We start from the raw sequence: 13,640 nt of genomic DNA, 5'->3' as shown, positions 1-13,640 counted from the left end.
GCACCACGGACGTGACGGGCACGGTGAAGCTGCCGGACAACGTCGAAATGGTCATGCCGGGCGACAACATCGCCATCGAGGTGGAGCTCATCACCCCGGTCGCGATGGAGAAGGAGCTCCGGTTCGCCGTCCGCGAGGGTGGCCGTACGGTGGGCGCCGGCGTCGTTGCGGAGATCATCGCCTGATCGGCCTCCCGCCGACCAGCTTCCACGGGCACTGAGTTGCGGAAGGGAGGGCTGCTTCTGTAGCCTTCCCTTCTCGCATCTGGTGAGATAAGCCATGCCGAAGGGTAATCGTTCCATCATCTCGCTCGAGTGCACTACGTGCAAGGAGCGGAACTACACGACCACGAAGAACAAGCGGAAGAGCCAGGACAAGCTCGAGCTGAGCAAGTTCTGCCCTCGTTGCCGCAAGCACACGGACCACAAAGAAGGCAAGGTCTAGTCGGTCGTTGGGTTCATGAAGGTTTAGGCCAGTAGCTCCAACGGTAGAGCAGCGGTCTCCAAATCCGCGTGTTGGGGGTTCGAATCCCTCCTGGCCTGCCAGCTTCAGTACAGGGACCCCCGGTACCGAGCGGTGCCGGGGGTCCCTGCCTTTTCGCAGTCCCGCTTCCGCAGTCCCTCGTGAGGCACCATGGCGACGGCATCTGAGGCCAGCCAGCAGGCTAACCGCTCGGGCATCGACCCCAAGCGGCTCGTGGTCATCTTCTATCTCGTCGCCGGCATCGTCCTGGCCCTCTTCCTGGAGCACGTCTTCGGGTTGCTCTGGAGCCGGTTCGGCTGGAGCGACGCGGAGCTCTTCGAAGGCCTCGGCTGGCGCGTGTCGACCCTGGTGGGCTACGTGGCCGGCCTGGCCGTGGTGCTGGCCGCCTACTTCCACCCTCGTACGCACGCGCTCTCCATCGACGTGGCGTCCGAGTTGATGAAGGTCACCTGGCCTACCTGGTCGGAGACCCGCGCGTCGACCATGGCCGTGGTCGTCGCCTCGCTGGTGGCGGCCGTTCTGCTCTTCTGCATCGACACCGTCGCCTACAACTTGATGGTGGAGTGGCTGCCTGCCCTGTGGGGGAAGCTGTAATGGCGAAGAAATGGTTCACGGTCCAGACCTACTCGAACTACGAGAACCAGGCGAAGAAGAACCTGGAAGAGCAGGTGCGCCTCAAGGGCCTGCAGGACCAGGATCTGATTGGTGAGATCCTCATCCCCATGGAGCAGGTCGTGGAGATGGTGAACGGCGAGAAGAAGACCACCCGCCGCAAGCTCTTCCCTGGCTACATCTTCGTCCAGATGGAGCTCAGCGACACCACCGTCCACCTGGTGAAGAACACCTCCAAGGTGACGGGGTTCCCGGGCGTCGGCCAGAACGAGCAGCCCCGGCCCATGTCGGACCGCGAGGTCGAGCGCCTCACCGCGCAGGTCACCGAGGGCGCCCACAAGCCCAAGCCCAAGGTCCAGTTCGAGACCAGCGACACGGTGCGCGTCATCGACGGCCCGTTCGCCAACTTCAACGGCACCGTGGAAGAGGTCAACCCGGAGAAGGGCCGCGTGCGCGTGCTCGTCAGCATCTTCGGCCGTGCGACCCCCGTGGAGCTCGACTTCATGCAGGTGGAAAAGACCACCGGCTAGTTTCAACAGTCTTCCGCGCCCGGGAAACGGGCGCGGATCAACGGGTGGGAGGGCTGTCCCGTCTGACAGCCCGTCGGAACCACCCCCGCGAAAGGCAGCAGTCCGCCGATGAAGAAGGTCACAGGTCAGGTCAAGTTGCAGATCCCCGCCGGCAAGGCGAACCCCGCCCCGCCGATTGGTCCCGCGCTCGGTCAGCAGGGCGTGAACATCATGGAGTTCTGCAAGCAGTTCAACGCCAAGACGCAGGCGGAGGCCAAGGAGGGTCTGATCATCCCGGTGATCATCACCGTGTATCAGGACCGCTCCTTCACCTTCATCCTGAAGACCCCTCCCGCCGCCATCCTCATCAAGAAGGCCGCGGGTCTCCACACGGAGAAGAAGAAGGGTTCGGGCGCGAAGAAGCCGGGCAAGGAGAAGGTGGGGCAGATCTCCCGCAAGCAGCTGGAAGAGATCGCCAAGAAGAAGATCCAGGACACCACCGCCGCGTCCATCGAAGCCTGCATGAACACCATTGCTGGCACCGCGCGCTCCATGGGCATCGACGTCGTCGGCTAGCCCGCCCTCTCTCTCAAGGATTCCTGCAATGGCTAACTCCGGAAAGAAGTTCCGCGCGTCCAACGAGCTGGTGGACCGCAACAAGCGCTACCCTGTCGCCGAGGGCTTCGCGCTGCTGAAGAAGACGGTCGAGACCCGCGCGACGAAGTACGACCAGACGGTCGACGTCGCCATCAACCTGGGCGTGGACCCGAAGCACGCGGACCAGATGGTCCGTGGCGCCGTGGTGCTCCCGCACGGCACCGGCGCCACCGTGCGCGTGGCCGTGTTCGCCAAGGGTGAGCGCGCCACCGAGGCCGCCAACGCCGGCGCGGACATCGTGGGCGCCGAGGACCTCCAGAAGCGCATCGAGGAGGGCTTCCTCGACTTCGACACCGTCATCGCGACGCCGGACATGATGGGTATCGTCGGCCGCCTCGGTAAGGTGCTCGGTCCCCGTGGCCTCATGCCGAACCCGAAGGTCGGCACCGTGACCATGGACGTCGCCAAGGCCATCCGCGACTCCAAGGGCGGTAAGGTGGACTTCCGCGCGGAGAAGGCGGGCATCGTCCACGCCAAGATGGGCAAGGCCTCTTTCGCCGCGGACAAGCTCGAGGCGAACTTCAACGCGCTGGTGGACCTGGTGATGAAGCTCAAGCCGGCCACCGCCAAGGGCGTGTACCTGAAGGGCATCGCCATCTCGACGACCATGGGCCCGGGCATCAAGCTCGACACCCAGGAAATCCTGGCGCGTCACCGCTAATCGCGGGTGCCAGGACGGGCAGGGAAGGGTGCGCTCCCTGACGGGGAGCGTCAGTCCTGTCGCCCGGAGAACATCAGTCCGATAGAAAGTGCTGGATCTTTGCGAAAGCCGGGGGTATAGGCCCCCGGCTTTTGCAATTGGGGCGCCATGTCGAGAGACGCGGCGTTCCGACCTGGTTCATGACAGCAGGGACCTGGAGTGGGGAAGACGCGTCCGTTGGGAACCGGGCAACCGGTCGGGCCGTCCATCCGCTGCTGGTTCAAACGGCCGCAAGGTCAGCCCTGCCGAGACTGGAGGTGCGGTGTGGTGCCTCTCGGAGGCTCCTCTCTCGCTCTGCCACTTTGGCCCAGGCATCACGCCCGACCGTCAGGTCGGGCCATGAAGGAGGTGAGTCAAGGTGCTGAAGAGCGAGAAGGAGGAGATGATCAAGGATCTTCACGAGAAGTTTGCGCGGACCAAGACCGCGGTGCTCGTGGAGTCGTCCAAGGTGAACGTCGAGACCGTGACCCGGCTCCGTCGCAAGTTCCGCGAGGGCCAGGTCGAGTACAAGGTCATCAAGAACACGCTGGCGCGCCGTGCCGCTCAGGGTACGACCGTCTCCGCGATTTCGGATGACTTCACGGGTCCCGTGGCGCTGTGCATCAGCTACGACGACGAGGTGGCTCCTGCGAAGATCCTGATGGATTTCATCAAGGACATGGAGACCATCAAGGTCCGTAGCGCCGTCGTCGCCGGTAACAGGGTCGACGCCAACGGCGTGAAGGCACTGGCGAAGCTGCCGGGCCTCAATGAGCTGCGCGGGATGTTGCTCGGCATGCTCAACCAGCCTGCAGGCAAGCTGGTCCGGACCATCGCGGCCCCCGGGTCGCAGCTCGCGCGCGTCATCCAGGCGCACGCGGACAAGGCGCAGGGGCAGTAATCGTCCCGAGAAGTATTTCTACCGCAACCTCTTCGGCCGAGCCGCCCAAATGGGTCGCCGGCCGTTAGTCAACCAGAAGGAACAGTTCCATGGCCGATTTGAACGCGATTGCTGAAGAACTCTCGAAGCTCACCGTCCTCGAGGCGGGCGAGCTCGTGAAGATGCTGGAGACCAAGTGGGGCGTTTCCGCCGCCGCCGTGGCCGTTGCCGCCGCGGGCCCCGCCGCCGCCGCCGCTCCGGTTGAGGAGAAGACGGAGTTCAACGTGGTGCTGGCGAACGCCGGCGCCAACAAGATCAACGTCATCAAGGAGATCCGCGCGATCACCGGCCTGGGCCTGAAGGAGGCCAAGGACCTGGTCGAGGGCGCGCCCAAGACGGTCAAGGAAGGCGTCAACAAGGACGACGCCAAGAAGATCAAGGACCAGCTCACCGCGGCTGGCGCCACCGTCGAGATCAAGTAGTTCTGTACAGGGGCTGCCCTGTTCTTCCGGGAAATCCCGGGCAGCCTGCTGATCGGATGAGCAGGCCGGTGCTCCCTTTGCTGGGGCACCGGCTTTGCCCATTTGACATTTGCCAAATTTCCCGGCGCCGCCGCGCGTTACTGAAGTTTGCCCCGCCCGAGCAGCCGTCCCCGGAGACCGAATGCCGACGCAGATCCAGAACAATTTCCGCGTGCGGAAGACCTTCGCGAAAATCGCGAAGATCATCGACATTCCCAATCTCATCAACATCCAGAAGCAATCCTACGAGAAGTTCCTCCAGGCCGACATCGCCCCGGAGAAGCGTGAGGACCTTGGCCTTCAGGGTGTCTTCAAGTCCGTCTTCCCGATCCGGGACTTCAACGAGACCTCCTCGCTGGAGTTTGTGAGCTATCACCTGGAGAAGCCGAAGTACGACGTCGATGAGTGCCACCAGCGCGGAATGACCTACTCTGCGCCCATCAAGGTCGTCGTCCGCTTGGTCGTCTGGGACAAGGACGAGGAGACCGGCGCCCAGTCCATTCGCGACGTGAAGGAGCAGGAGGTCTACTTCGGCGAAATCCCGCTGATGACCCAGAACGGCACGTTCATCATCAACGGCACCGAGCGCGTCGTGGTGAGCCAGCTGCACCGCAGCCCGGGTGCGTTCTTCGACCACGACAAGGGCAAGAGCCACTCGTCGGGCAAGCTGCTCTACAACGCCCGCATCATCCCGTACCGCGGCTCGTGGATCGACTTCGAGTTCGACCACAAGGACCTGCTGTACGTGCGCATCGACCGGCGCCGCAAGCTGCCGGCCACCGTGCTCATCCGCGCCCTGGGCGCCGTCGGTGACACGGCGAAGAAGAACCCGCTCGACTTCAAGGGCTCCACCGAGGAGATCCTCAACTACTACTACGCCACCGAGACCATCTACCTGCAGAGCGCCGCGGACTTCGAGAAGTCCGTCGAGCTGGAGCTCCTGCCGGGTCAGCGCGCCACGCGCGACATCAAGACCAAGTCCGGTGAGCTGATCGTCAAGAAGAACCGCAAGTTCACGCGCGCCGCCATCAAGAAGCTCGAAGCGGCGAAGATGACCAAGCTGCCCATCGACGCGGACGAGCTCTTCACCAAGGTGTCCGCCTACGACGTGGTGGACGAGAACACCGGTGAGGTCATCCTCGAGTGCAACGAGGAGGTCTCCCAGGAGAAGGTGGACGAGCTCCTCAAGCGCGACATCAAGGAGTTCAAGGTCCTCTTCATCGACAACCTCAACGTGGGTCCGTACCTGCGTGAGACGTTGATGCTGGACAAGATCGAGTCCCCCGAGCAGGCCATCATGGAGATCTACCGGCGCCTGCGCCCGGGTGATCCCCCGACGCCGGAGACGGCGACGAACCTGTTCAGCAACCTGTTCTTCAACCCGGAGCGCTACGACCTGTCCAAGGTCGGCCGCCTCAAGCTGAACTTCAAGTTCAGCCTCGAGGAGCCCCTCGACGGTCAGATCCTGACCAAGCGCGACATCCTGGAGGTCATCCGCTACCTGATCGACCTGAAGAACGGCAAGGGCACGATCGACGACATCGACCACCTGGGCAACCGCCGCGTCCGCGCGGTGGGCGAGCTGCTGGAGAACCAGTACCGCATCGGCCTCGTCCGCATGGAGCGCGCGATCAAGGAGCGCATGAGCCTCCAGGAGATCGAGACGCTCATGCCGCACGACCTGATCAACGCCAAGCCGGTGACGGCGGTGATCAAGGAGTTCTTCGGGTCCAGCCAGCTGTCGCAGTTCATGGACCAGACGAACCCGCTCTCGGAGGTCACGCACAAGCGCCGTCTGTCGGCCCTTGGGCCTGGCGGCCTCACGCGTGAGCGCGCGGGCTTCGAAGTCCGCGACGTGCACCCGACGCACTACGGCCGCATCTGCCCCATCGAGACGCCGGAAGGCCCGAACATCGGCCTCATCGCGTCGCTGTCGACCTATGCGCGCGTCAACGAGTTCGGCTTCGTGGAGACGCCGTACCGCAAGGTGGACGCGGGCAGCGTGACGGGCGACGTGGCCTTCTACTCGGCGCTCGAGGAGGAGAAGCACACCATCGCCCAGGCGAACGCGGAGACGGACAAGAAGGGCAAGTTCGTCAACGCGCTGGTGCAGAGCCGCCGCAGCGGCGAGTTCGTCCAGGTCAAGGCCGAGGACGTGGACCTGATGGACGTGTCCCCGAACCAGCTGGTGTCGGTGGCCGCCTCCCTCATCCCGTTCCTGGAGAACGACGACGCGAACCGCGCGCTCATGGGCTCCAACATGCAGCGCCAGGCGGTGCCGCTGCTGCGCACCGCGGCCCCGCTCGTGGGCACGGGCATCGAGGCCATCGTCGCGCGCGACTCGGGCGTGACGTGCGTGGCCCGTCGTGACGGCATCGTGGAGTCGGTGGACGCCAGCCGCATCGTGGTGAAGGCGGACTCCAACGCGGCCCTGAGCGACGTGTCGAGCGAGGTCGACATCTACAACCTGCTCAAGTACCAGCGCTCCAACCAGAACACGTGCCTCAACCAGAAGCCCATCATCCGCAAGGGTGACCGGGTGAAGAAGGGCGACGTGATCGCGGACGGTCCGGCCACCGAGACCGGTGAGCTGGCGCTGGGCCAGAACGTGGTCGTCGCGTTCATGCCGTGGCAGGGCTACAACTTCGAAGACTCCATCCTGCTCAGCGAGCGCATCCTCAAGGAGGACGTCTTCACGTCCATCCACATCGAGGAGTTCGAGTGCATCGCGCGCGACACCAAGCTGGGCAAGGAGGAGATCACCCGCGACATCCCGAACGTGGGTGAGGAAGCCCTCAAGGACCTGGACGAGAGCGGCATCATCCGCATCGGCGCCGAGGTGAAGCCCGGCGACGTGCTGGTGGGCAAGATCACCCCGAAGGGCGAGACCCAGCTGTCTCCCGAAGAGAAGCTGCTGCGCGCCATCTTCGGTGAGAAGGCCGGCGACGTGCGCGACAGCTCCCTGCGCGTGCCCCCGGGCGTGGTCGGCACCGTCATCAACGCCAAGGTGTTCAGCCGCAAGGGCGTGGAGAAGGACGAGCGCGCCAAGCAGATCGAGTCCATGGAGGAGGCGAAGCTCCTCAAGGACCAGAACGACGAGATCAAGGTCCTCCAGGACTCCGCGTACAGCCGCCTCCGCGGGCTGGTCCGCGGCAAGGAGGTCCAGGGCAAGCTCGTGGACGACAAGGGGAAGATCCTCCTGAAGAAGGGGGACATCCTCAACGACGAGCTGCTGGCCACGGTGCCGTACAAGTACTGGGGCGAGATCTCCGTCGGTGATCCGCTGGACGCGCGCCTGCGCGACATCCTGCGCAGCCTGGAGGACACGAAGGAGGCCGTGAAGCTGGCCTTCGGCGAGAAGATCGCCCGCATCAAGAAGGGCGACGAGCTGCCCCCGGGCGTCATCAAGATGGTGAAGGTGTACGTCGCCATCAAGCGCAAGCTCGCGGTGGGCGACAAGATGGCCGGCCGCCACGGCAACAAGGGCGTCGTGTCCCGCGTCCTCCCCGAGGAGGACATGCCGTACCTGGAGGACGGGCGTCCGGTGGACATCGTCCTCAACCCGCTCGGCGTGCCCTCGCGCATGAACATCGGGCAGATCCTCGAGGTCCACCTGGGCTGGGCCGCGAAGGGCGTGGGCGAGCAGCTGCAGCGCTACATCGACGAGAACTTCAGCGGCGAGCAGCTCAAGAAGCAGCTGAAGACCGTGTACGACGACAAGGCCTTCGGTGACTTCGTGGACGGCCTGTCCGACCAGGAGGTGCAGGACCTCTGCCGCCGCCTGAAGAAGGGCATCCACGTGGCGACGCCGGTGTTCGACGGCGCTCGCGAGACGGAGCTGCACGCCCTCTTCGACGAGGGCCGGCTGCCGCGCTCCGGCCAGATGGTGCTCTTCGACGGCCGCACGGGTGAGCCGTTCGACCAGAACGTCACCGTGGGCGTGATGTACATGCTCAAGCTGCACCACCTGGTGGACGAGAAGATCCACGCCCGTTCCATCGGGCCCTACTCGCTCGTCACGCAGCAGCCCCTGGGCGGCAAGGCCCAGTTCGGCGGTCAGCGTCTGGGCGAGATGGAAGTCTGGGCGATGGAGGCCTACGGCGCGGCGTACACGCTGCAGGAGTTCCTCACGGTCAAGTCGGACGACGTGGTGGGCCGCACGCGCATGTACGAGGCGATCGTCAAGGGCGACAACGTCCTGGAGTCCGGCCTGCCCGAGTCGTTCAACGTCCTCCTCAAGGAGCTCCAGTCGCTGGCCCTGGACGTGGAGCTGCTGGAGAGCGCGCCCCCGGAGCGTCAGCGCAGCTTCGGCGGCGACTTCCTGGGTGGCGGCGACGGCGAGGACCGGAAGTCGGGGACCGAGGCCTAGGCCTTTTCAAAGAAGCCGGTGCGCCCGCCTGACCGGCTGGCTGCTTCCTCGTGGAGGGAGCGGCTGGCCGGGCGCAGGGCGGGGGCCCGAAACGTTTGGCGCCATGGGCGCTCATAAGTTTTCGGAGGCAACGTGAAGGACATTTTCAACTTCTTCGAGAAGCCGAAGGACCCGCTGTCGTTCAACGCCATCCGCATCGCGCTGGCGTCGCCCGACAAGATCCGTCAGTGGTCGCACGGCGAGGTGAAGAAGCCGGAGACGATCAACTACCGCACCTTCAAGCCGGAGCGGGACGGCCTGTTCTGCGCCCGCATCTTCGGGCCGGTGAAGGACTACGAGTGCAACTGCGGCAAGTACAAGCGCATGAAGCACCGTGGCGTCGTGTGCGAGAAGTGCGGCGTGGAAGTGATTCAGTCCAAGGTGCGCCGTGAGCGCCTGGGACACATCACGCTGGCCACGCCCGTGGCCCACATCTGGTTCCTCAAGTCGCTGCCCAGCCGCATCGGCAACCTGCTCGACATCACCCTCAAGGAGATGGAGAAGGTGCTGTACTGCGAGAGCTACATGGTCATCGACCCCAAGGCGACGCCGCTCCAGAGGGGCGAGCTGATCTCCGAGGAGAAGATGCACCGGCTCTTCCAGGAGCACGGTGAGGACTCGTTCAGCGCGGGCATGGGCGGCGAGGCCGTCCGCGAGATGCTCAAGTCCCTGGACGTGGAGAAGCTGTCCGAGGAACTGCGCAAGGACATGCGCGAGACCACCAGCGAGGCGAAGCGGAAGAAGTACGCCAAGCGCCTGAAGGTGGCCGAGGCGTTCCGCTCGTCCGGCAACAAGCCGGAGTGGATGATGCTGGACGTCATCCCGGTCATCCCGCCCGACCTGCGTCCGCTGGTGCCCCTGGACGGCGGCCGCTTCGCGACCTCCGACCTCAACGACCTGTACCGCCGCGTCATCAACCGCAACAACCGCCTCAAGCGGCTGCAGGAACTGAACGCGCCGGACATCATCATCCGCAACGAGAAGCGGATGCTCCAGGAGGCCGTGGACGCGCTGTTCGACAACGGCCGCCGCGGAAAGACGATCACCGGCCCGAACAAGCGGCCGCTGAAGTCGCTGTCCGACATGCTCAAGGGCAAGCAGGGCCGGTTCCGTCAGAACCTGCTCGGCAAGCGCGTGGACTACTCGGGCCGCTCCGTCATCGTGGTGGGCCCCGAGCTGCGCCTGCACCAGTGCGGCCTGCCGAAGATCATGGCGCTCGAGCTCTTCAAGCCGTTCATCTACAACAAGCTTGAAGAGAAGGGCTACGTCACCACCATCAAGTCCGCGAAGAAGATGGTGGAGAAGGAGCGTCCGGAGGTCTGGGACATCCTCGAGGACGTGATCCGCGAGCACCCGGTGCTCCTCAATCGCGCCCCCACGCTGCACCGCCTGGGCATGCAGGCCTTCGAGCCCGTGCTCATCGAGGGCAAGGCCATCCAGCTGCACCCGCTGGTCTGCGCCGCGTTCAACGCGGACTTCGACGGCGACCAGATGGCCGTGCACGTGCCGCTGTCCATCGAGGCCCAGATGGAAGCGCGCGTGCTGATGATGTCGACGAACAACATCCTCAGCCCCGCGAACGGCAAGCCCATCATCGTCCCGACGCAGGACATGGTGCTCGGCATCTACTACATGACGCGCGCCCGCGAGTTCGCCAACGGCGAAGGCCGCGTGTTCGCGTCGCCGGACGAGGTGCGCGCCGCGTACGACCACGGTGAGGTCCACCTGCAGGCCAAGGTGGTGTGCCGCATCGACGGCAAGCGCAAGGAGACCACGGTCGGCCGCGTGCTGCTGTGGGAAGTGGTTCCGCGCCGCGTGGGCTTCGACGCCATCAACAAGGTGCTCGACAAGAAGTCGCTCGGTAACCTCATCGACCTCTGCTACCGCCTCACGGGCGAGAAGGAGACGGTGCTGCTGGCGGACCGCGTCCGCAGCGCGGGCTACTTCCACGCGACCCGCGCCGGTATCTCCATCGCGCTCAAGGACATGATCATCCCTGCGAAGAAGCAGGAGTTCCTGGACTACGCGCGCAAGGAAGTGGCGGAGATCGAGAACCAGTACCTGGAAGGCCTCATCACCGACGGTGAGCGCTACAACAAGGTCATCGATATCTGGGCGGAGATCACCGAGAAGGTCGCCCAGGAGATGATGCAGCAGATCTCCCAGGACGAGGCTTCCGGGGACGTGGACGGCAAGCGCGTGACGCGCAAGCAGCCGTCGTTCAACCCCATCTACATCATGGCCGACTCCGGCGCCCGCGGCAGCGCCCAGCAGATCCGCCAGCTGGCGGGTATGCGCGGCCTGATGGCGAAGCCCTCCGGCGAAATCATCGAGACGCCCATCACGGCCAACTTCCGTGAAGGCCTCTCCGTGCTCCAGTACTTCATCTCCACGCACGGCGCCCGCAAGGGCCTGGCGGACACGGCGCTCAAGACGGCCAACTCCGGTTACCTCACCCGCCGTCTCGTGGACGTGGCGCAGGACGCCATCATCAACGAGTACGACTGCGGCACCATGGACGGTCTGTTCATCGGCGCCCTGGTCGAGGGCGGCGAGATCATCGAGCCGCTGGGTGAGCGCATCCTGGGCCGCGTGGCCCTGGACGACATCCTCGACCCGGTGACGGGCGAGGTGCTGGTGCGCGCCAACGAGGAGATCGACGAGGAGCGCGTCCGCCGCATCGAGAACAGCGGTCTGGACAAGGTGAAGATCCGCTCGGTGCTCACCTGCCAGGCCAAGCGCGGCATCTGCGTGGAGTGCTACGGCCGTGACCTGGCGCGTGGCCGCAAGGTGTCCGTGGGCGAGGCCGTGGGCGTCATCGCGGCGCAGTCCATCGGTGAGCCGGGTACGCAGCTGACCATGCGCACCTTCCACATCGGTGGCGCGGCGACCCGTCGCGCGGAGCAGTCCAGCCTGGAGAACCGCTACGCGGGTTCCGTGAAGTTCGCGGGCCTGAACACGGTGCAGAAGGCGGACGGCACGCTGGTGGCCATGAACCGCAACGGCGAGATCGTCATCGTCGACGAGTCCGGCCGCGAGCGCGAGCGCTACCAGATCATCTACGGCGCCCGCATCCTGGTGAAGGAAGGCCAGAAGCTGGAGCCGGGCGTGCTCGTCGCCGAGTGGGACCCGTTCGCCATCCCGCTGCTCACGGAAGTGGGCGGTGTCGTGCGCTACGAGGACATCATCGAAGGCGTGACGATGTCCGAGACGCTCGACGAGGTGACGGGCCTGTCGCGCAAGACGGTCATCGAGTCCAAGGACCCGGAGGCGCGCCCGCGCGTCACCATCCGCGACGCGGCCGGCAACGTGAAGGACCTGCCGTCCTCCAAGAACCAGGCGAGCTACTTCCTGCCCCAGGGCGCGATCATCACGGTCAACGACCAGGATGAGATCTCCGCGGGTGAGGTCATCGCCAAGGTGCCGCGCGAGACGACGAAGACCAAGGACATCACGGGCGGTCTGCCCCGCGTGGCCGAGCTCTTCGAGGCGCGCAAGCCCAAGGACGCGGCGGCGATCGCGGAGATCGACGGCGTGGTGTCCTTCGGCAAGGACACCAAGGGCAAGCGCAAGCTCATCATCACCCCCGAGGTGAGCGGCGAGCAGCGCGCGGACCTGGCCAAGGAGTACCTGATCTCCAAGGGCAAGAGCATCAACGTCCACTCCGGCGACCGCGTGAAGGCCGGCGAGGCGATGATGGACGGCGCGGCCAACCCGCACGACATCCTCAAGGTGCTGGGCGAGAAGGAACTCGCGCGCTACCTGGTGGACGAAGTGCAGGAGGTCTACCGACTGCAGGGCGTGAAGATCAACGACAAGCACATCGAGACGATCGTCCGGCAGATGCTGCGCCGGGTGCGCGTCACCGACGTGGGCGACACCAACTTCCTGGTCGACGAGCAGGTCGAGAAGTGGGTGTTCGAGGAGGAGAACGAGAAGGTCATGTCCGAAGGGAAGCGCCCGGCCGTGGGCGAGCCCCTGCTGCTCGGCATCACCAAGGCGTCGCTCTCCACCGAGTCGTTCATCTCCTCGGCGTCGTTCCAGGAGACCACGAAGGTGCTCACCGAGGCCGCCATCAACGGCAAGGTGGACTACCTGCGCGGCCTCAAGGAGAACGTCATCATGGGCCGGCTCATCCCCGCCGGTACGGGCCTGCCGAACTACAAGCACCTCGACATCGAGGTGGAGAGCCCCACGGACGAGGTCAATGAGATGGAGGCCGCCCTGGCCGCCACCCACGGCGACACCGGCCCGCTGGCCCCTCCGCCGTCGCGGCCGGACACCCGGTCCACCGACGTCGCCTAGTGCTTCCCCGAAGCGTCCCTGACGCTTCGTGAGTCAGCCGCCGTCCTGGTGTCATGCCGGGGCGGCGGCTTTCTCGTTTTGCACACTTCATTTCCTGTTCGCTTGACAGTATGTCGCGGTGCGTTATCTTGACGCATCACGTTATGAGACCCGGAACACCCGGGGGGGAGCGCGACATGGAGACGACGAGTGCGAAGGCGGCTGAGAAGAACGGCGTGACGCAGAACGTGGAGGCCTACCTGAAGGGGCGGCTCTCCGAGGCGCAGAAGCGGTTCCAGGGCCTGGAAGGGGAGGCGAACAAGGCCTTCCGTGCGCTGGAGACGCGCAGCCAGGTGGCGGCGAAGGAGGTCCAGGCCCTGTGGACGAAGGTGCAGGCCGGTGAGCTGCGCGCCGACCCCCGCGTCCAGGAGCTGACGAAGAAGGTGGACGAGGCCGGCGTGGAGCTGCGCAAGCGGCTGGATGGGCTCCAGGCGAAGGTCGTGGAGGCGGTGGGAGTTGCCAGCCAGTCCCAGGTGCAGCAGATCACCCAGGAGCTGGGCCGCCTGTCGAAGAAGCTGGATGTGCTCCTGAAGCCCACCCGGCGTTC

At 65.2% G+C, this 13,640-nt stretch carries 10 protein-coding genes, 1 tRNA gene and 1 pseudogene; all 12 read left to right on the top strand.

The window, feature by feature from the left end:
- Positions 1 to 185: pseudogene (tuf, locus tag D7X55_RS23760) on the top strand (elongation factor Tu); the annotation flags it as partial.
- A 94-nt stretch (positions 186 to 279) separates the two neighbouring features.
- Positions 280 to 444: a 50S ribosomal protein L33 gene (rpmG, locus tag D7X55_RS23755; protein WP_002617522.1), complete on the top strand. Its 165-nt coding sequence runs from the start codon at positions 280 to 282 to the stop codon at positions 442 to 444.
- 25 nt (positions 445 to 469) lie between these two features.
- Positions 470 to 545: transfer RNA gene (locus D7X55_RS23750), tRNA-Trp, on the top strand.
- 88 nt (positions 546 to 633) lie between these two features.
- Positions 634 to 1,077 carry a preprotein translocase subunit SecE gene (gene secE, locus D7X55_RS23745; RefSeq protein WP_121724271.1) on the top strand — a complete coding sequence of 148 codons (444 nt, stop codon included), beginning with the start codon at positions 634 to 636 and terminating at the stop codon, positions 1,075 to 1,077.
- Positions 1,077 to 1,625, top strand: coding sequence for a transcription termination/antitermination protein NusG (nusG, locus tag D7X55_RS23740; protein ID WP_120549812.1), 549 nt, complete (start codon positions 1,077 to 1,079; stop codon positions 1,623 to 1,625). Before secE ends, nusG begins: the two co-directional genes overlap by 1 nt.
- A gap of 108 nt (positions 1,626 to 1,733) precedes the next feature.
- Positions 1,734 to 2,180, top strand: a complete 447-nt coding sequence (gene rplK / locus D7X55_RS23735) for a 50S ribosomal protein L11 (RefSeq protein ID WP_120549811.1) — start codon at positions 1,734 to 1,736, stop codon at positions 2,178 to 2,180.
- A gap of 28 nt (positions 2,181 to 2,208) precedes the next feature.
- Entirely contained in the window at positions 2,209 to 2,922 is a 714-nt protein-coding gene (gene rplA / locus D7X55_RS23730) for a 50S ribosomal protein L1 (protein ID WP_120549810.1), read from the top strand.
- Positions 2,923 to 3,319: 397 nt separating this feature from the next.
- Positions 3,320 to 3,841, top strand: a complete 522-nt coding sequence (gene rplJ / locus D7X55_RS23725) for a 50S ribosomal protein L10 (RefSeq protein WP_120549809.1) — start codon at positions 3,320 to 3,322, stop codon at positions 3,839 to 3,841.
- Between the two features lie 89 nt (positions 3,842 to 3,930).
- The gene (rplL, locus tag D7X55_RS23720; RefSeq protein ID WP_120549808.1) at positions 3,931 to 4,302 is read left to right on the top strand and encodes a 50S ribosomal protein L7/L12; all 372 of its coding nucleotides are present in this window, start codon (positions 3,931 to 3,933) and stop codon (positions 4,300 to 4,302) included.
- Positions 4,303 to 4,483: 181 nt separating this feature from the next.
- Positions 4,484 to 8,710 (top strand): DNA-directed RNA polymerase subunit beta, encoded by a 4,227-nt coding sequence (gene rpoB / locus D7X55_RS23715; RefSeq protein ID WP_120549807.1) that lies wholly within the window; start codon positions 4,484 to 4,486, stop codon positions 8,708 to 8,710.
- A 132-nt stretch (positions 8,711 to 8,842) separates the two neighbouring features.
- Complete coding sequence (gene rpoC / locus D7X55_RS23710; RefSeq protein WP_014397766.1) at positions 8,843 to 13,054, top strand: DNA-directed RNA polymerase subunit beta'; 4,212 nt, start codon at positions 8,843 to 8,845, stop codon at positions 13,052 to 13,054.
- Between the two features lie 176 nt (positions 13,055 to 13,230).
- Positions 13,231 to 13,640 (top strand): hypothetical protein (locus D7X55_RS23705; protein ID WP_121724270.1); only part of this gene is annotated, 410 nt, incomplete at its 3' end.

The organism is Corallococcus sp. AB049A (assembly GCF_003668885.1).
Taxonomy (GTDB): Bacteria; Myxococcota; Myxococcia; order Myxococcales; family Myxococcaceae; genus Corallococcus; species Corallococcus interemptor.
Note: the sequence above shows the minus strand (reverse complement) of the source record. Positions and strands in the feature narration are given on the sequence as shown.